Genomic DNA, 19389 nt, shown 5'->3' with positions numbered 1-19389 from the left:
TCATGAAACAGAAAAAATATATGATGTCCGACGGCTTGGCTTTTTCAGAAGAAAAAGATATGAAGAAACTCAGTGATATGGCCAGCAAGGGCTGGGTGCTCGATTCTTTTGCGTTTATGGGGTATAAGCTTAGAAAAGCTGAGCCGCGGAAATTGATCTACAGTATTGATTATCATGATGTTGGGGAAGAAAGCTTGGCAGAATACACTGAGATGTTTGAAGCGGCCGGATGGGAGCGTGTTTGCTCTTTCCATGGAATGCATATCTTTTCGGCTGAGCCCGGGACTTCGCCGATATACAGTGATCAATCCACCATGAAAGAGAAATATAAAAGAAGCGAAAAAGACGTGCGAAACGTCACCTGCACCTTGAGTTTCCTGACTCTCTTGTCCATTACACTCCATTATGTAACCGGATTATCAAATTGGGTGCCTTTGTTTTTCCTAATTGTGACTATCCCGTTTCTTGTGACATATGCCGCAACAATAGCAAGAACGCTTGGAAAGTGGCGAAAATCAGTGTGACTTCTTGTCACACTTGATCACATCCCATCCTCCACAATAGAAACTCATTTGGTTTTCTTGATCATACACATAATAGCGGAGCCTTTCCCATTGATCATCAGTCGGTTCAATCTCCAACTCAACCCCATCGATGGATTCAAGATCATCCAGCTTCGATGCACTGATGTCTTCAAACCGCAGATGAATGTCACAGGTTTGAGCTGATAGTTTTAATTCAAACACAGGAATTTGAATATAACGTTCATCTGCTTTCATATAGAAAGTAAACTCGTTTAATGTAAATGGACCTGTATCCGTGTGAGAAAGATGCTTTTTCATTTTCTCATATTGTGTGATATTCATATGGATTCCTCCTATTTTTATGATTCATCGCCAACCATATAGATGTCCACAGCATCGTATTCAAACCACATGATCCGTTCGCCTGAGTCCGTGAGGCGTTGGAGCTTCCCTTCTGAAAAATAGCTTTTATCCGGTTGAGGATCAGTGATCAGAAAAACATCGTCATTGATAGAAGCTAACAGAAAGAGAAAACCTGCAATGTCCCGGTCTGCATCATGTAATACGCATTGGAAATGGAATTCTCGTTTCGCCAGCTTCGTCACCTTGTAAGCATAACCTTCAAAGTACTCGGACAGGTCTTCTATAAATGAACCAGTCGTTATCACCTGTATCATGATTCGCTCATAGACAAGCCCTTGCCAAAAACGATAAAAAGACTCAGCATCTCCAAGTTCGCATGACTTAACATTTTGATCGGGCTTAAGCTCGATCATGCCCAAATTGCCGATACTGCTTATAGAGGTTTTTTCCATATAATCCTCCTTATTAGTTGGATAGCGCAGCGCAAATCTCTTGTCTGACTTGCTCGTACAAAAGAATGTGATGATACAAATCAGTATCGTGTTTGATCATATCCAGCGGGATGTCAGGATACACCTCAAAAAAGCTTCTCTCCAACGAATGCCGCTGATGCCGGGGCATCCTTTTATTCGCCAGCACATAACCCAAACTGCCGGCAATAAGCATAAAAAACTCATATATTTCCGCTTCAAAGCCGTACAATTCATCAGGATACGGCGTTTCTTCAAGCTCTTGCTGTCTTTTTCTCAGTTTTTCAAACACGCGATCCTCTCCCTTCCGCAACAATCTCATTTATTTTGAAACAAGATAGGCGGATCATTATCTATCGCCTCCAACAGCTCTTCACCAAACACAGTGATTGTACATTTCCACGGGTCTCCCAAAAGTCCCCAAGAGAAGTCCTAATGAAAAAAGAAATAATAGTCTCCATTTGGAAATACGGGAACAGACCATTCGCCAAATTCATCCTGAGGCATTGCCTGATGAGGACTAAAAGTATATCCGTCATGCTGCCAATCTAATGCGTACATCACATCGTTCTTTCCAGTACATAATTGAAATGCTTTTAAAATAGAAGTCTCTAAATCACTCAGCACTCCGCTCACATCATTATGACTCGCGCTTGAGATATCAAACACTCGATATGGATCAGACGGGATGATATGATGAAATCTGCTTCCGGGCTTCCATTTTATGAGCTTGTTCACTTTTGACCAGATGCGGTCTTGTTTTGTATGACTTATAGCGCGCCAATTCACCATCATCCCACCCCTACACATTATTGGATATCCTGCTTATAAACACCAGAAGAGGTCACTGCGTAAACAGCGTTACTTGTCAGTTTCAGCTGTTGAACGTCTAGGGCTTCATCGTTCGAATCACAGCATGTGATCTCTTCCATCTCTTGACTCACATCGGCAGAAATCAAATAAAGAGATGACTTAAGGTCTGCACTGTAACAATTGAACGTAACCAAAAAACCTTCTTCGGATATCACGAGCTGATCAAAAGCTTCTGAGTTCGGCTCTTTATCCGACAGAATCCACACCCGTCTCACGACCGTTTCATCAAATGCGGCAATGACTGCATCTCCGTAATACAGCATATAAATCAAGCCGTTTTTTTCTGCAAGCCCATAACAATCATCTACAGCCGGTGCATCCATTTCTTCGAGCTTTCTATCAATGTGTATTTCCTTCTGCTGACCATCTAACGAAAAACACCATACACTATGTCCATTGGGATTTTCATCATGATAAATCCCTTCATCACATAAACCGACCCATAGATTTTGTTTCTCATCCAAAACAAGCTGCTTATTATTTAACAGATAAAATTATGATGACGATCAATTCCTACACACTTATCTTTATATACAGCTACTTGGGCAAAACATAGATCTTCACCAGTATTCTCATTCAACATCTTATGTTCTACAAAGCTTTGCATATCAGTTGTCTTGGCTGCTTTTTTTATATGATATGAGTCATCCCATATGAATAAGTAAAGATCCGAGCCGTTTTGGATACAGGAATGAAACTCTATTTCAGCCTTATATTGTCCTAATGTTTCTCCCGATAATTTGAGTTTTTGTATATAGTCTTCTCCCATCGATCTGTAATGCAAATAGATGGCGTCTTCACTTACAAAAGTAGAATAATATTGGTCAATCACGCATGAACTACCATCATCGGAGTACAATTCATATTCTTCATTTTTCAAAATGAATTTTTCATTCCTCTTGCGCGTATTTCCTGATCAACGCCTGAAAATATGCCCATTTCATCATATCCAACCCATAGATTTTTATTTTGATCTATCCTCATTGAATTAATGTATCGCCGCGCATAAAAAGATTGATAGAATCCTTTGAGCGGACTCCACACGGATATGTTGGGTTCTGCGTTACTTATTCCATCCTCGTACTCTTTATCAATTAAAAACAAAAATGAATCATCAAATTTTTGAACATTTATGACTTGCTTGTCGGTATGTACGTTATAGCTGTTTATGAATCGGCCGTCAGTGCTTGAATAAAGAGCTATATGATTGATGTATCCATATTCATTTCGTTCCTGCTGGGTCAACACAATGAATACTGAATCATTCATTGATAATAAAATTTTGCCTTTCTCTGTTACTCTGTGTAATTCTTTAAAAAGTAAATCAGACATATATGCCACCTTTCAAGAAGCTTTCGACAAAATCTCATCAAGTACTCCCAGATAATATTTGTTGTCATCCTTACGATTGCTTCTTATACTGAAGCATATATTTCAGTTGAATCAAAGAAAACCTTTTCATTTTCAACTGCATAAACTGCTTGATTAATCCCAATCAAAACGTTTGCATTCGATTCATAATCTTCAATTCCGAATCAATCAGGAATCCTCCCTTCTTGAAAAAAATTTCTTGATCCCAGACAATATATGATTTCTTTGGTTTTTTTCAGTTTTTTCATGAGAATGAAGCACTTGATATTCTTTAGAATCAAAGGATACACTTTTTGATTCTATGGCAAGTAAAGTCCCGTTAAATTCTATAAGAAAATTAGCATTTAAGACTTGACTACCTAATATATCATTTTGTAGTTTTCCAATTCCTTCTTTGAAATAACTTATCTCTTCAAGGTACCAATTAGTATCAATGGGTACAGTTTTATCAAATTTACTATGAACACTACAATTGATATAAATTCCACTAACATTCTTATGAAATTTCTTTTAAAGTGGCTTTTTCTCCTCCTTCATATAACTTAAGATAAATAGTTAATCTATTCTCTAGAAATTCAAAATTAATATCGTGCAAAAAGCAATTAACATCGTGATTTATATAGTCTATCCATTGCTCAATACTGTTCATATCTTACTCCTCACTAAACTTTTAGTAAAAGGTTTAACATACAGATGGAATACTTTAGACAATTAAAATACTTTTTCAGGAATAGTTTTGTAATTCTTCTTCAATATCTTCAAGAACCAGAGGTATTGGTTTTGAAACTGAATCACGATTGTTAAAAAATATTGATATACCGACTCCATCTTCAAGCATTCCAGGGAGCCAATTTTCTATAAAATCATCCAAGGAAATTGATTCTGGACTTGTGTCCTTCCATTGCTTCATAGCACAATGATTTGCATGTTCTTTTGTCGCCCAAAAATGCAGCTGTAGTATACCGGTTTCATCTTCTGATGTAACCCATCCCTCGTCATTACATAATGACCAGACTTCTTCATAGTCAACAACTTTCTTAATAAAATAACGATATCTTTTATCAGGATCTAACTTTAATGTCATCTCAAATTCTTTTTCATTCATTTTTCACTCATCCTTATAAGCAATCGGCTAGTCCTTGACCTTATCTAATGCCTCTCCGGATATAACATCTGATTATTCTTTCGATAAGTCAGCGGAACAGTTAGGGGAGTTTTGAAGGTTTTTTAACATTTTCCAGATTTAATTTTAATCCCTCTGCAAAGCATTCTAGCTTCTCTTTATTACAGGTAATCTCAAACAAATTAGAGTTAAACTTCCTATCATCTTCAAGTATAATTTTAATCTTAAAGCTGTAATTTCCGTTTTCTTTATTAATACTGAGAATTAAAAGTGGTTCAATGGTTTCTACATTTATCTTATCTTGATTTCCCATTATCAACATTTTAATTCCAGATATCAGCAATTTATATTCACTTTCTAATAAAACAGCGGAAAAATCGCGAATGATCGCTTTCTTATTTTCCAACAACTCAAATATGGATAAAATAAATGGATCATCGTCCATTTCCTGATACCTTCTCGGTGTTAGTTCAAGTTCAAGACAATCGTCTCTAATTTTGGCCATGCTGCCTCCTTTTATGGCGGTTATTATAATAATCATTTATTTCCTTTTAATGCTGTTTAAAATTGTGAAGCCATCGCCGTTTACATATTGTCTGGCCCCTGTTAATTCGTAAAAGGCTGACAACCTTTCTTATGTGAGGTGTTTATTTATGATTTGAATGGTATGCATAAAACGATTGATCATCAAAGCGAACTGTTTCAGCTTCTATAGCAATCAGCATTCTGTTCATGTCAATGAGAAAGTTAGCATTTGATTGATACTCTGGAATTTCCGGATTTGATAGATTCCCGATTCCTTCTGGATGATAACTCATCTCAAATACTTGCCAATTGAACTCCTCCGGAACAACCTTTTCCAATCTGATATCACCATCACCTCCATTAAAATAAACAGAAGCTACATTTTGAAATAGAATATTATGCGTATATTCAGCTTTATTTTGAGCAACCTGAATCTCAAGTAAGAGTTCTTTTTTAAAGAACTGATAATCGACCTTTAAAACACTGCATCCCCCGTCTATATAATCAATCCATTGTTCTATTGTTTTGTACATTTCCATCTCCTAACTAAACCCATAAACTCTTTAATAAGAGCGGCTTGGTGTTCACCACTTCTAAGAAGGCTTACTAGTACTTAGTTTAATCAGTACACGTTATATGGTTTACACCTTCTATCTCTACTTAAAAATGTTAATAAATTTATTAAGTTTATTTCTAAAAGATATGACATTAGCAGCAAGCAGCCATATGTCCAGAATCCTGTTTCGTTCAATTCTGTATTCTCCAAAGATATAAGTTTATGCCGAATTAAAAGAATAGTTCTACTGTATCCTCTTCTATCTCATCTAGTTTTTCTTTTAAAAAATCATTTAAACTTTTCCATTTTTTTCGTAAACAATCTTCTTCATGATCCCACCAGAAAATGACCCCCGTCTTCATTTCCAACACATAAAGATCTCCATAAGTCTCTACTCCAAATATGAATAGGCCCCGTTTATCTGTTATAGCTAGAAAATCAGACCTCTCAAGCGGCTTGAGATAAAGGGTTTCTTTTTGATAAGATTCTGTCGGATCATGTATACAGGCGATTTCAATTCCATCCATATCCCCGCCATTAATGTAACTAAAGAAAATCTTATATTCTTCAGGTATTATTTCCTTACATTTTTTCTCAAAATGATTGATGACTGTTGTACTTGCACCCTTATTTAACCGAAAATTTTTGTTTTTAGATATCCGTTTGAGTTGAATTTCTAACTTTTGATTCAAAAAATTCACCTCTTTAAAATTCTAGAAAATTTCTTTGTCGATAGTCTTCAGAGCCAGTCTCAAATACTCTGGCCAATAAAACATCTAAACTCTCAAATTCTCGAATTTTCTTATAGCGCCCGTCTGTAAACTCGATAACATGTTCATCTTTATCAAAGGCATATACTGTACCGTTAACGTATGATTCTGCAAAAAAGAAATAATTCTCCAGCAAAGCCTTCCCTTTTTTAGAAAGAGTAAAATCTTTTAAGAACTCTTCTAAATACCTGGGTTCATGTATCTTTTCCTCATGAGACATTCCTTTTTGATTTCTGCTCTTTCCGGTAATATGAATGAGGTCAAATAAATAGGCTCCATTTGTTTTCATTAAGAAATTTTGATAACTCGCTGGAAGTTGGCCTTGAATATTAGATATTTCACAATTCAATTCTTTAAGGTCGTTCAGGTCAAGTGGAGCATGAATAGTTGTGTGCCAGATACCATCATTTACATTCCCATATAAAATTGTTCCAGTTCGAAGTTTCCTATGGTCTTCATGATATAGTTCTTCAATTTTTTTAATTATATCCAATAAAACTCATTCCTTATCTTTTTATCATTTTTCCTGTAGTTTTCTTTCTCCATTTTCCGTTATGATGCAAACGATAATGCTCTTTCCTTGTTACAAGTCTAATATTATTTGGATTTCCTGCTAATCTTGGGTGATGTTTGACATTATTAATGTGATGACCAATTATTCCTTTAGCCTTCCCCTTTCGAACAATTTCAGCTTTCCGTTTATTAGACCATTTTCTAGTTCCTTTTCCTGTTCGAATAATTAAGTCCCGTTCTTGCTGCCAAGCCTTTTTTACAGCGGACCTTCTTTTACTAGCGATTTTCGCAAAAGAATACGCCCTCTTAGCACCCTTAAATATCTTCCCAGGACCAAAGTTAGAAGCAGCTGCCCAAGCAGCACCTTTCCACCCTTTACCTGATTTATATGCCTTATATCCATCATAGGCTGCAAATCCGGCATTTACCACAAGCCATACCCAATGCCCATCCGGATCAACATTCATCACCGGGTTATTATTTCCATAAGCATACCCATTTTGATCCAATGAGTCGCCGTCGCTGCCCGGGTCTGGGTCGAGCGATAGGAACACGCCGTTTCTTGGCTCGTAGTAGCGGGCCATGAGATAGTACAGGCCGGTTTCTTCGTCGTATTGGTAGCCTGCGTAGCGGTAGCGGTTGTCTTTTACTTCATCACTTGCTTCGGTTTTTGTTGGATTTCCCCATGCGTCATATTGATACTTGGCAACGGTTTTTCCCGTGCTGTCTGAGATTGCAATGACGTCACCTTGTGCGTTGTAGTGATAGAAATATTTCTTGCCATTTTGCGTGAATGCTAGCAGTTGTCCACTATCACCGTATGTGTATGCTTTTGTGAAAGTATACACATTCAGACTGTCGCTGTAAAAATAAATTGTGTCTTTCCCGAATTAATTAAAACAGCTGTCAAATATACTTGACAGCTGTTTTTGTTTATTATTTTAGTTTAAAGATTCATACTCCTGTTATAAGCTTATTAATCAAAATCCTAATTTTTTCATGAAATTCTAAGCATTCACTTAATTCTTGATATTTTAAAATATCACTTTTATAATTCCTAAAATGAGGATAATGTTCATAGAACGTTTTTTTCAACATTTCTCTTTGATATCTAGGAATTTTTTTATCTTCAATTATATAATTTAAACTTCCAGTTATTAAGGAAAAAAATTCATAAAATTCATCTAAAGAAGTATTTGTTTCGTCTTCAAAATCATACATATCATTTGGAAACGGACCATGTAATAATACATAATATTTTTTGAACTCATCTAATGTTTTTTGATCAATATTATATCTTTTAAAAAATTTCATCCATATTCAGGCCCTTCTATATTGTAGAAATTAAAATTAACGCTTTTTCTTTTTCTTCCATTTATTATTCACAAATGTAACTACCTTTCAACTTCTTGTGTAATAACCAGTTCTTTTTCCATTCTTAATCCTGTAACCTTTTTTTCCAGTAGCTAGTATTACTTTTTCGCGTAAATGCTTATTAGATCTATAAAATGCTCTAGCAACTTTTGTATATCTCTTTTTACTGTAAGATTTACCATTTCTCACAATATGTTTATTATGATGATAGTCCAATGACTTTCTTTTAGTTTTAAATGTTCCTTTATACCAATGTCTTGAGGTGGCCCATTTTCCGATTTTTTTTGTTAATTTTAACTTTCCACCACCTACAAATCCTGATGCGGCTGCAACCGCTACGCCTTTCCAACCCTTGCCTGATTTATAAGCTTTGTATCCATCATATACCGCAAATCCTGCATTGACAACAAACCATACCCAATGGCCGTCTGGATCGACATTCATGACCGGGTTGTTGTTTCCATAGGTATATCCGTTTTGATCTAGTGAATCTCCATCGCTTCCTGGGTCTGGGTCGAGCGATAGGAACACGCCGTTTCTTGGCTCGTAGTAGCGGGCCATGAGATAGTACAAGCCGGTTTCTTCGTCGTATTGGTAGCCTGCGTAGCGGTAGCGATTGTCTTTTACTTCGTCACTTGCTTCGGTTTTCGTTGGATTTCCCCATGCGTTATATTGATACTTGGCAACGGTTTTTCCAGCTGTCTGAGATTGCAATGACGTCACCTTGTGCGTTGTAGTGATAGAAATATTTCTTGCCATTTTCTGTGTAGGATACAGCTGGCCGCTGTCACCATCTACGCCAATTTCTCAAGTTCTTTTCATTTGATTATTCTTTCTCTTGTTTTCTTTGTCATTTATCATTCAGATTTGTTCTAAAAAAAGCTTGTATCGCTTATTGATACAAGCTTTTTTTGCTCTTATAACAAATTAATTTGTTTCCCATAACCACACTACACTAAGTATTATCCTAAATATTCCTCAATTGTTTTTACATTTGGTAATAGCCTTTTGAGATTAACTATTAACTCAGGGCAGCCCGTGAAGACAATATCAGAGGAGTCAAAAAAACCGACTTCGAATACAGCTCCTTCTACTGGCGAGTTGTAGTCTTTATCCCAATAAGCCCTATTCTCATTAATAACTGGTACCGAGGATAGAGACAGTTTATTCAATGATTTAGAGACAGCTGTAAATACTCCAAAAGTGGGAACGATGTCATAAGTACTGAGTATCTCCTTTAAATTTTCACCTTTTATATACACGAATTCTAAGTGTCTTGAGAATAATTCATGCTCAATATAATTTTTATTTTCAAACAATGTTATATCAGAAAGATCACTGATAAGCCAATTATATTCTTCTATTTTCAAATCTATCTTGTCTAATAAGAGTTTTAAATTAAAGTATTGATCATTATCTTCTAATACAATTCTCATTCTTTGCCTCCTAATCTATACCTTATGGTCTCTCCCATCGTTGTCTTGGCTTCACTTTACTCCAATCCCATCTATGCTTATGAGGAACTATTGGATGTTCTTTTGCGTTTCCATGATTAGTATAATCAATATCGTATTTTGCCCATCCTCGATGATCATATCTTCTTTTTTGATGCATTTTCTTCTTCTTTATCCAATATACAGTGCTGTTCCGTTTTCCCCCCTTCGCTACTGGTTTTTTAAATGTAACATATCTATTACTCTTCCTTATTTTCCCTCTATATTTTACACCTTTTGATTTTCGAACGAATTTGTAACTTTTAACCGCTTTATAAACCCGACTAGCTCCCTTAAATATCTTCCCAGGACCAAAGTTAGAAGCAGCTGCCCAAGCAGCACCTTTCCACCCTTTACCTGATTTATATGCCTTATACCCATCATAGGCTGCAAATCCGGCATTTACCACAAGCCATACCCAATGCCCATCCGGATCAACATTCATCACCGGGTTATTATTTCCATAAGTATACCCATTCTGATCCAATGAATCACCGTCGCTGCCCGGGTCTGGGTCAAGTGAGAGGAACACGCCGTTTCTTGGCTCGTAGTAGCGGGCCATGAGATAGTACAGGCCGGTTTCTTCGTCGTATTGGTAGCCTGCGTAGCGGTAGCGGTTGTCTTTTACTTCATCACTTGCTTCGGTTTTTGTTGGATTTCCCCATGCGTCGTACTGATATTTGGCAACGGTTTTTCCAGTGCTGTCTGAGATGGCAATGACGTCGCCGTGTGCGTTGTAGTGATAGAAATATTTCTTGCCATTTTCTGTGTAGGATAACAGCTGGCCGCTGTCACCGTACGTGTATGATTTTGTAACTTTGTTGTCTGCGTCCGTTTCATACAAGACGTTCAGGCTGTCTCCGTCATAGAAGTAGTTCGTGACGTTTCCGTTGACGGTTTTTTGGATTCTGTTTCCTTTTTCATCATATTTGTATGTTGCGAATGGCTTGTCTTCGCCTTTTTTTGTAACGGCGGTCAGGTTATCCTCCGCATCCCACGTATATGTGAATGTACCGTCGGATGTGCGGTTGCCGTTTTTATCGTAAGAGATGCTTTCTTCATTGACTTTTGTCAGCTGGTTCATGATGTTGAAAGAAGCGTTCACCGTTTTGCTCGAACCGTCTTTTACAGTTGTAACGGTTTTCCGGTTGCCGAATCCATCATATGTGTATTCAATAACAGTACCGTCTTCATGGGTTTCTTTGACAAGCTGATTCAGCTTCCCATACTCATATTGCACCTTGCCGCTTGCTGAACTGTTTATAGTGGTACGGTTTCCGTTGGCGTCGTATTCATAGCTTTCTGTCAGAATGCTTCCGCCATTTTTGTCGCCGATATGCAGCGAGCTTACAAGGTTTCTTTCATCATATGAAAAACTTGTTCCGCCGCCGTTGCCCGTAATAAAGGTTTGGACATTTCCATTTTCATCATAATCAAATGAATATGAAGATGTACTGTCTTTCATCTCAATCATTTGATCCAGCTTGTTATACGTAAATTGATTCGTTCCTTTTTGGTCCCCATGAGTCCACGAGAAGGTTTTCAGCTTATCGGAGTCACTAGGGTATGTCCACGTTAGGCTGCCGCCGCGGTCAGTCAATTCGGTTAAACGGTTTTTGTTGTCAAATGTCCGTTTCTTTGTGGTGTTCTGCTCTTTATTAACGACCGATGTTTCATTTCCATTTTTGTCATACGTGAAATTGTATTTTTCTGTACCGTTATACGATTTTGATTTCACCCGATCTGTTCCATCATAAGAAAGAGACACTTCGTTGCCATTTGGTGAAATGGTTTTGGCCAGGTTGCTGTTGGCATCATATTCGCTTGCTAGCACATTACCCAGAGGGTCAGTTGTTTTGACAAGCTTGCCCATGACATCATATTCATATTGATAGGTTTGATCTGCTCCCGCCCGAATGGTTTTGCTTACCTCATTGCCTTCCTTATCATAGCTGTGAAGGATAGACGTGCCGTTGGAGAGCGTCATGTTTGTCAATTGGTCTGCCTGATCATACGTATAGGTTGTTTTGTCGCCTTTTGCATCCGTTTCAGCTGTTTTCTTACCCGTTTCATCGTAATCAGTTGAAGTGGCGTAACCTAGTTCGTCCTCTTCCTTGGTCACATAGTTACCATTGCTGTCATACGTGCTTTTTGTTAGAAGGCTTCCTTCAATCAGACGGATATCATCAAACCACGCGGTTCCTGTCGCGCTCTTTTGGAACAGTATGCTGATATCGACTTTATTAATCGGCTTTGTTTTTGGTATAACAACAGCTGCGCGGTTCCATTCCTGTGTTCCAGAAGGGAATTTCGCATTGTATACACCTGTGCTGCCGTCCGCGTAAGTGACATTCGCTTGCAGAGAATAGTCTTTTTCATCTGTAAATTTGACGTTGCTGGCTTTCGACATGCCTGTCAGTGTGAGATAAACCGGTTTGTCGTTTGCGCTTTGCCCTAAGACAACGGTTTGTTTTGTTACTGATCCGGCTTGGGACGCACTGGTCCGGGCAGCTTTTAATGATACCTCATCATTAAAGCCTTCTTCAGAATCAACGGATGCCCCGCTTGCGCTCCAGTTTTCCGTTGCCGATGTGAAACTGCTGTTTTGAACTGGGTTATAGCTTGACGAAACTTCTCCTTTTTCCAGCTGGACTTCATCAAACCATGCTTTTCCTTTGCCATCTTTATCTCTATGATCGACTTCCATGTACACAACAGCTTTTCCTGCATGTGCTGGAGTCGTAAAAGTGATTTGCCGTTTGGTCCAATCATTTTTCCCGGCTAATGCACTGTATTCATTGTGAATCCATTGAATACGTTTTTGATCTTTGTCTCGCAAATCAATGTTAAAATAGGCTCTTGATTTCGATAGATCTGTTTTGATTTTCCCGCTTAATGTATAGGTTGTATTCGGCTCCAGCTCCACTGTTTGTGTCGCTGACGAATACCCGAGATCTGTTCCGGCAGTCGTTGATTGACTTAAGACTTCCAGTGCCTTTGATCCGGAAAGGACTCCGCTTTTAGCGGCGACGACTGAGATTTTGCCGCTGTCTTTAGATGCAGTCAAACTCCAGGCGGATTTTTGCGCTTCAAAGCTTCCGTCTTTTAGAATATTGGTTGAGGCTGATAAATCTTTGCTGGATTGAATCTGATTTCCGTATTGATCATAAACAGCTGCTGAAGATGATTTTCCGCTCTGATCGGTTTCGGATACAGCATCCAGTCCGTCATAGGCAATATCCGTGACATTCCCCTCGGTATCCTTCACCTTTGTGACATCGTTGTTTTTGTTGTATTCGTATGTCTCTGTTCCATATGCGTCTTTAACCGATGTAACGTTGCCATCTTTGTCATATTGATAGCTTTCTGTTGCTTTTCCGGTTCCGACGTCGTTTGGATCTACATCTTCTACGACATTATTGCCTTCATATTTTGTATTCGTTGTAATTTTGAGCCCTTCCGCATCATCAACGACCTGAATGGGATTTCCCGCTTCATTATAGCCGTACTTTACTTTCCGGCCATTCGGCTGTGTCATGAGAAGCGTCTTTTTATCAGCATCATAGCTATAGACATATGTTTCTTTCTTAGCATTGATCGCCTTATCAAGACGATGTCCGCTATACTGATATTCGGTAAAGACAGGCTTTGCTTCGGTACTATTGGCTGAATACTGTTTGACAAGACGCCCTTCCGCATCATAGTTATAGCTTGTGACAGTCCCGTCTGTATCCGTAACCTTCTTCAGCAAATCATTTTCATATGAGTAGGTAACCTTCTTATTCTTAGGTCCGGTGATGGAAGTCACATGGCCATTTTCATCATATGTGAATGTGAGCTTGCGGCCTGATGCGTCTGTAATGGCTGTCAGTTGATTTTTGTCATTGTAAGTGTAGACAGTTGCATTGTTATGGCCATCCACTACCTTTTGGAGTTTGCCGCCTTTTTTATTGAAATAAGCGTTGGTTTGATCCTTTGTTTTTAATATGAACTGATCAGCTGTTTCTGTTAATTCAAGATAGACACCGGTCGGCGGCTGATACGTGCCATCGGCTTTTTTCGTAAAGCGATGAGTCGAAGCATCTTCATCAATATACATTGCCCCGCCGTCCGTCGAGATGACAGATGTTTCTGCATCAGCATACCAGCCTTGTCCAAATAAGTGATCGGAGCTGTCAAGACTGTTGTAGGTTCTCGATAATCCAAGTCCCGGCCCGCGCCCGTCAATTGACAGATCTTCTTCATTTACAATGACATTTCCTGTCGCACCGTTTAACTGGCCGCTTGGGATATTCAATGATAGACCAGTATTCTTCTGTTCCAAGGAATTCTGCGCCTTCATGGAACGTTGGGTTAAAGGGTGCTGTCGGAATCGTTTCACCATTCGCATCATAGGCGGAAAGAGTGAAAGAATAATTCTTCTTCCCTTTGTAATTTCCATTTGCATTGTTATAGACAGGTGACGGGTCAAGTGCCAATTCACGGCCTTTTCCGTCTGTATGCAGTTTGTAGCTTCCGGCTTTTATTTCCTCAGACGTCGGCCAGATGTTTTTATTTTGGGTTGTCCAATGATCCACGTCCCCAACATCATAGGACTGATATTCTTTGCCGTTATAGATATTAATTTTATAGCCTTTCGCATGTTGAACCTTTTCCCATATCAAATTCACATAGCCGGTTTTGCTTGATTTTGTGTTTGTATACACATAACCGGATAAGTTCTTTGGTTTAGCGATATCAGGAAGTGTCGGGTTGGCAGCCGGTGATGCAATGGCTTCGCCGTCTTTGTTATAGGCGATGATTTTAAATGAGTAATTTTTTTTGGCTGCATCGCCACCAGCGTTTTTATAGGTTGGTCCGGGATTGATCGGCAGCTCTGCTCCATTTCCGTCCTTTAGGTGGAGAGCATATTTTCCCGCTTTGATTTCTGCACTTGTCGGCCAGATCTTTTTTCCCTTGGTGGTCCAAGACGTCTGATTTCCGAGATCAAGTGTCTCAAAGCCTTTCCCATTGAACACCTGAACTTTATAGCCGGTTGCACCAGATACAGCTTTCCAAGAAAGATCGAAGTACCCTGTGGCATTCCCATTATTGTAGCCCTTTGTTGACGGTGCTTGCGCTTTTCCTACATGAGGGATAACAGGCTTTGCCGGTGCGGACATTGCTCCTTCTCCCTGGTCAAAGATCGCACTGACGCCAATCCAATAGTTTTTGCTTGTGGCATAGCTTCCGCCGGAATTCTTATACACGGGGGATGGATCTAGCGCTAATTCAGTTCCGCCTTTTCCATCAAGGTGAAGCTTGTACTTACCGGATGAAATTTCTGCACTTGTCGGCCAAATGTTTTTCCCTTTTGAGCTCCAGGATGTCGTGTTGCCGACTGAGATCGCTTGATATTCTTTCCCATTATAAATCCACACCTTATAACCTTTTGCACCATCGGTCTTTTTCCAGCTGATATTGAAAAAGCCAGTGCCGTTCCCGTTACTGTATGCTTTAACAGCAGGTGTGTTTCCCTTTGGTATGGTGTATGTCACTTCAATATACGGTTTATTGGCGGAGTTCGCTGATGAAATCAGTTTTTTCCAGTATTCTTTGCCGTTTCCGTTTGCATGAAGCTTAAATCCATAGTTGGCTCCACCGGAATTCCATGACTTTACAGCCGCAGTCACATCGTAACTCGCCCACTGTCCTTTATGGACGTCTGCTTTTCCGATATTTTTAGATGCGGGTTTCGTGTTCCAAGTTACTTTTGCATGATCATAATTGCTGTTGACTGTATCCAGCCAGAGACCGGTTGCCTTTGTTCCATAATAGGAATGGGCGACGTATGTTTTTAATGTAGCTTTAGTGACAGTCATATTTTGAATTGGCTTTAGGTTGTTAAATTTCATGAACGCATAGTTTGTGCCTGTTGTTTTGTCATAATAGCCCGTTTTCAGCACATAAGCCTTTAAATTAGCATCCCATTTTTGCGAGGACGCCGAATAGTTTGTCGTCGGATAGGCACTCATGACAAACGTATCTGATGAAACAGATAAAGATGTTGACGGGTCGATAGATACTGGATATACGCGTTCCGGGTCTTTCAGCCAGTTCTCGTCTGCTGTGAGGTGAAGCAAATACCCTTCTTCATTCTTTTCCAGCTTGTAGCTGACTTTGTCCGACCGTTCAACCTCACCGGAAAGTTCATCTAACTTTGAATCCGTCATAAAAGGTCTAGGCACAGAAAAAACAACTTTGCCTTTTTCATCAGAAAAATCAATGGATCCATCCTCTTGTTCTTTAGCCTGTAAATCGGTTTTGACCTGAAATGTAAATGTGTTGTATCCATCATACTGATGGAGGACTACATCTTCTTTGATGTTTTCGTTGAATGTGAAAGTCTGAAGATCAATATTCGGAAACACATCCGGATACACAATCTCATTACTGTCGGTCTTATAGTCTGCTGAGGTATCTTTCGGAGTAAGTGAAGTTTTATTTGGGCCTTTCGCTTCTACAAGTGAATATGTAAGTTTGTGGTCATTGTGCTCAAAAGTCGCATAAAGCCCGTTGTTCATTTGCTTTTGAAAATCTGACTTCAGGGTGGCATTCTCTGTCTCGACTTGTTTGCTTGTCGACTCTTTTAACTCAGGAGAAATGTCTTCCCAGTCAGCATTCGGTGTTTCCTTTGTATGAATAGGCTCAGGATATACTTCCTGTTTATAAACACCGTCTCCTTCATAATAAAGCTTTGTATTTTCTGTTCTTTCTGAGGTGATCTCTCCCTCTTTGTTTATATCATGTTGAGGAAAAGGCACCGCTTGTTTTGTTTGTTCATTCTGAAGCGTTTCTTCTGGATCATCAGCAACGATACGATTTCCAGCCTCTTCTTCTGTGGTTTTTGCCAGTACATCTGCCGGCAATATTGAAATCATTAAAGACAACACTAAAAATGCCGCAATGAACCTATTAAAGGTCCGCCTCTTTCTTTTTTTCATTTCCTCTCTCCTTTTGTAACAAACGTAATATTTACCCAATAATCTTAACTAGAATGAAATATTATTACAATATTTTTCTAGAAAGTTTATGTTATTTTAAGGAATAGCGAGAGTCAATTGACCTAAAACAAAAAAAGGCCCATTAGGCCTTTTCACACTCTTCCTGTCATTATTGAACTTGTTCAACATCCTTATCCTCAGCAACCAACTCCGCCTTCCCCCGCTTCCTGACAAGCGTCAAAGCCATGCCAGCAAAGATCATCACGATGCCTAGTGTTTGGTAGAGGTCCGGGCGAAAGCCTGTGAAGACGGTATCCAGCACGATCGCGACAGCCGGGTCGAGGAAGACAATGATGGAAATAAATTTCGTTGATAAAAATCGTAAACTATCAAAAAACAGCAAATAGACAATACCCGTATGGATGATTCCGGTAGACACCACCATGATCCAGTTCCCCTGAGACAGTCCGGCAAAAGCGCCGAAGTGAATAAACGGAATCAGGATGATGATCCCTAAACCCGTTTGCAGGAAGGTGGTCGTGTAAGGGCTGAGGTTTTGAATGCCTTTTCCCAATAAAGTGGTAAACGCATAAAACAACGCGGCGAGAACGGCCCAAATGATTCCTGATCCCATCAGCTGTGTTAGTGATGTGCTGCCATTAATTCCGGAAATCAGCGCCGTTCCCAGAAAACAGATGATGATGGAACTGACGGAGATGACGTTTAATTTTTCTCTGTAGATGATGCTCCCCAGAAGAAGAACAAGCACCGGTGCAAGATGATACACGGAGATGGCGATCGTGACAGATGTTTCTTCAAAAGACTTAAATAAGAACACCCAGTTGAATACAAGAAAGAAACCGCACGCCAATGTCTGCAGCACGTCCCTCTTGCTCCACTTTTCAGTTTTATACTGGCCGGACGCTAGCCAGCAGAAGCTTAAAAATAGCGTCGCCCAAAGGCAGCGGACAAATACCAATTCAAATGACGGCAGATTGGTATGCTCCGAGAAAAAGCCGATGGAACCGAAAATCACCATGGAGATGACCATTTTCAGCACGGCTGTTGATTTTTGTTTCGACGAAATGGAAAAATCCTGTTGCATCAAGCGTATTCTACCTCCAGTTATGTATAGGGAAAGCACCCCAACTGCAAGTTGCTTCCCCATTATTCAGCCATCGTCTATACAGGGTTTGAGCATTATTCACTATAAATTCTGACATCTCATCCGTTTCATTTTCTACTCCAACGACACGCTGACCGCTAGAAGTTGCTTTACGCCTCAAAGTCTGTGCACCTGTATTTATTATATTCTTTTTTTCGCTATTTTACATTATTCTTTGGTAATTTTAAACAATACGGACACTATACTTAAATGATGTATCACAAATCATTTCGCATATTGCAATGTACATTCCTGGTTTCTGCCAGCAAGAAGCCCCCCAATAAATACCAACCTACTCAATTGGGTTAACGATAGATGAGAAGGGGAATGCTGTTGATATCGCACCTTTTACAGCACACTTTACGTTTTAGAAAGGAAAGATGTTGATGGAGTCTATCTGGTTGGAATATGCTTGGACATTACTCATTTTAATTGGATTAGAAGGACTGCTGTCGGCTGATAATGCCCTTGTACTGGCAGTGATCGCCAAGCATTTACCCGATGATCAGAAAAAAAGAGCGATAAATTATGGAATCCTCATGGCATTTGCCTTTCGGTTTGGGGCGCTTTTTGCCATTTCGTTTATCGCAAATGTCTGGCAGATTCAGGCGATAGGAGCAGCGTATCTTCTTTACCTGGGCTTAAAGCATGTGATAAAAGCCCGTTTCGGGAAAAAAAATGAAAACATTCATGAGGAAGCGAAAGAGGAGGCTGCCGGAAAAGGTTTCTGGCCCACAGTCGGAAAGATTGCTTTAGCGGACCTCGCTTTTGCCATTGATTCGATTCTAGCTGCGGTTGCTTTAGCGCTCGGCCTTCCGGATTCACCGCTTGATGATTTCGGCGGCATGGATGGAGGACAGTTTGCTGTTGTTGTCCTCGGCGGGATTGCCGGCCTGATCCTGATTAAGTTTGCAGCAACCTGGTTTGTTAAGCTCCTTAATCAACGCCCTGCACTGGAAACAACCGCTTATGCCATTGTGGCCTGGGTCGGTGTCAAACTGGTGGTCATTACCCTTGCCCATGAGGATATTGGGATTCTGGATCACCACTTTCCGCACAGCACCACCTGGACGCTGATCTTCTACGGCGTCTTAATAGCCATTGCATTATTCGGTTGGTTTGCGCCGGCCAATAAAGCAGCAAAGAAATAGCATACGGGACTATTATGTGAACAAGGCCGCTACACGCATTGAAAACAAAAAGAGGCGTCATCCCTTAGGTATCAATGGGAGTCGCCTCTTTTGGTAAAGATTCGCACCAAAAAACATCTTGTATTTTTAGTTGTG

General features: G+C 39.6%; 17 protein-coding genes and 5 pseudogenes. 2 read left to right on the top strand and 20 right to left on the bottom strand.

The features are described 5' to 3' along the window. Positions 1 to 2: 2 nt before the first annotated feature. The gene (locus BV11031_RS19980; protein ID WP_129550942.1) at positions 3 to 524 is read left to right on the top strand and encodes a DUF2812 domain-containing protein; all 522 of its coding nucleotides are present in this window, start codon (positions 3 to 5) and stop codon (positions 522 to 524) included. A 213-nt stretch (positions 525 to 737) separates the two neighbouring features. On the opposite strand, the pseudogene BV11031_RS23100 reads toward BV11031_RS19980, so the two are convergent. The 20 genes and pseudogenes from BV11031_RS23100 to BV11031_RS19890 form a co-directional block, all read right to left on the bottom strand. After that, positions 738 to 866: pseudogene (locus BV11031_RS23100) on the bottom strand (hypothetical protein); the annotation flags it as partial. 17 nt (positions 867 to 883) lie between these two features. Then, positions 884 to 1339: a hypothetical protein gene (locus tag BV11031_RS19970; RefSeq protein WP_129550940.1), complete on the bottom strand. Its 456-nt coding sequence runs from the start codon at positions 1337 to 1339 to the stop codon at positions 884 to 886. Positions 1340 to 1352: 13 nt separating this feature from the next. Further along, positions 1353 to 1649, bottom strand: coding sequence for a YxiJ family protein (locus tag BV11031_RS19965; protein WP_129550939.1), 297 nt, complete (start codon positions 1647 to 1649; stop codon positions 1353 to 1355). A 26-nt stretch (positions 1650 to 1675) separates the two neighbouring features. Beyond that, positions 1676 to 2149 (bottom strand): annotated as a pseudogene (locus tag BV11031_RS19960) (DUF2716 domain-containing protein). A gap of 17 nt (positions 2150 to 2166) precedes the next feature. Beyond that, positions 2167 to 2553 carry a hypothetical protein gene (locus BV11031_RS19955; protein WP_206702312.1) on the bottom strand — a complete coding sequence of 129 codons (387 nt, stop codon included), beginning with the start codon at positions 2551 to 2553 and terminating at the stop codon, positions 2167 to 2169. 158 nt (positions 2554 to 2711) lie between these two features. Beyond that, positions 2712 to 3110 carry a hypothetical protein gene (locus BV11031_RS23205; protein ID WP_276569926.1) on the bottom strand — a complete coding sequence of 133 codons (399 nt, stop codon included), beginning with the start codon at positions 3108 to 3110 and terminating at the stop codon, positions 2712 to 2714. Beyond that, complete coding sequence (locus tag BV11031_RS23200; protein WP_276569927.1) at positions 3107 to 3562, bottom strand: hypothetical protein; 456 nt, start codon at positions 3560 to 3562, stop codon at positions 3107 to 3109. The genes BV11031_RS23205 and BV11031_RS23200 overlap by 4 nt, the downstream gene beginning before the upstream one ends. A gap of 207 nt (positions 3563 to 3769) precedes the next feature. Beyond that, entirely contained in the window at positions 3770 to 4078 is a 309-nt protein-coding gene (locus BV11031_RS23410) for a YxiG family protein (protein WP_425267089.1), read from the bottom strand. 19 nt (positions 4079 to 4097) lie between these two features. Continuing rightward, a complete protein-coding gene (locus BV11031_RS23095; protein ID WP_238930363.1) occupies positions 4098 to 4250 on the bottom strand; it encodes a hypothetical protein in 153 nt (50 codons plus the stop codon). A 75-nt stretch (positions 4251 to 4325) separates the two neighbouring features. Then, positions 4326 to 4706, bottom strand: coding sequence for a DUF2750 domain-containing protein (locus tag BV11031_RS19940; RefSeq protein WP_129550938.1), 381 nt, complete (start codon positions 4704 to 4706; stop codon positions 4326 to 4328). Between the two features lie 100 nt (positions 4707 to 4806). After that, the gene (locus BV11031_RS19935; protein ID WP_129550937.1) at positions 4807 to 5229 is read right to left on the bottom strand and encodes a WapI family immunity protein; all 423 of its coding nucleotides are present in this window, start codon (positions 5227 to 5229) and stop codon (positions 4807 to 4809) included. Between the two features lie 142 nt (positions 5230 to 5371). Then, on the bottom strand, positions 5372 to 5782 hold the full coding sequence (locus tag BV11031_RS19930) for a YxiG family protein (protein WP_129550936.1): 411 nt from the start codon (positions 5780 to 5782) through the stop codon (positions 5372 to 5374). Positions 5783 to 6035: 253 nt separating this feature from the next. Then, on the bottom strand, positions 6036 to 6497 hold the full coding sequence (locus tag BV11031_RS19925; protein ID WP_164998442.1) for an SMI1/KNR4 family protein: 462 nt from the start codon (positions 6495 to 6497) through the stop codon (positions 6036 to 6038). Positions 6498 to 6510: 13 nt separating this feature from the next. Further along, positions 6511 to 7068: an SMI1/KNR4 family protein gene (locus BV11031_RS19920; RefSeq protein WP_041906188.1), complete on the bottom strand. Its 558-nt coding sequence runs from the start codon at positions 7066 to 7068 to the stop codon at positions 6511 to 6513. 13 nt (positions 7069 to 7081) lie between these two features. Further along, positions 7082 to 7975 (bottom strand): annotated as a pseudogene (locus tag BV11031_RS22710) (RHS repeat-associated core domain-containing protein); the annotation flags it as partial. A 67-nt stretch (positions 7976 to 8042) separates the two neighbouring features. Further along, the gene (locus tag BV11031_RS19910; RefSeq protein ID WP_129550934.1) at positions 8043 to 8402 is read right to left on the bottom strand and encodes a YxiJ family protein; all 360 of its coding nucleotides are present in this window, start codon (positions 8400 to 8402) and stop codon (positions 8043 to 8045) included. Between the two features lie 87 nt (positions 8403 to 8489). Next, positions 8490 to 9254, bottom strand: a pseudogene (locus tag BV11031_RS19905) (RHS repeat-associated core domain-containing protein); the annotation flags it as partial. A gap of 170 nt (positions 9255 to 9424) precedes the next feature. After that, positions 9425 to 9898 (bottom strand): hypothetical protein, encoded by a 474-nt coding sequence (locus tag BV11031_RS19900; RefSeq protein ID WP_129550932.1) that lies wholly within the window; start codon positions 9896 to 9898, stop codon positions 9425 to 9427. 265 nt (positions 9899 to 10163) lie between these two features. Next, positions 10164 to 16938 (bottom strand): annotated as a pseudogene (locus BV11031_RS19895) (DNRLRE domain-containing protein); the annotation flags it as partial. Between the two features lie 169 nt (positions 16939 to 17107). Next, positions 17108 to 18043: a DMT family transporter gene (locus BV11031_RS19890; protein WP_129551032.1), complete on the bottom strand. Its 936-nt coding sequence runs from the start codon at positions 18041 to 18043 to the stop codon at positions 17108 to 17110. A 446-nt stretch (positions 18044 to 18489) separates the two neighbouring features. Between BV11031_RS19890 and BV11031_RS19885 the strand changes: the two genes are divergently transcribed. Next, positions 18490 to 19254 carry a TerC family protein gene (locus tag BV11031_RS19885; RefSeq protein WP_121643648.1) on the top strand — a complete coding sequence of 255 codons (765 nt, stop codon included), beginning with the start codon at positions 18490 to 18492 and terminating at the stop codon, positions 19252 to 19254. Positions 19255 to 19389: the final 135 nt, after the last annotated feature.

Source organism: Bacillus vallismortis (assembly GCF_004116955.1).
GTDB classification, from domain to species: Bacteria; Bacillota; Bacilli; order Bacillales; family Bacillaceae; genus Bacillus; species Bacillus vallismortis.
Note: the sequence above shows the minus strand (reverse complement) of the source record. Positions and strands in the feature narration are given on the sequence as shown.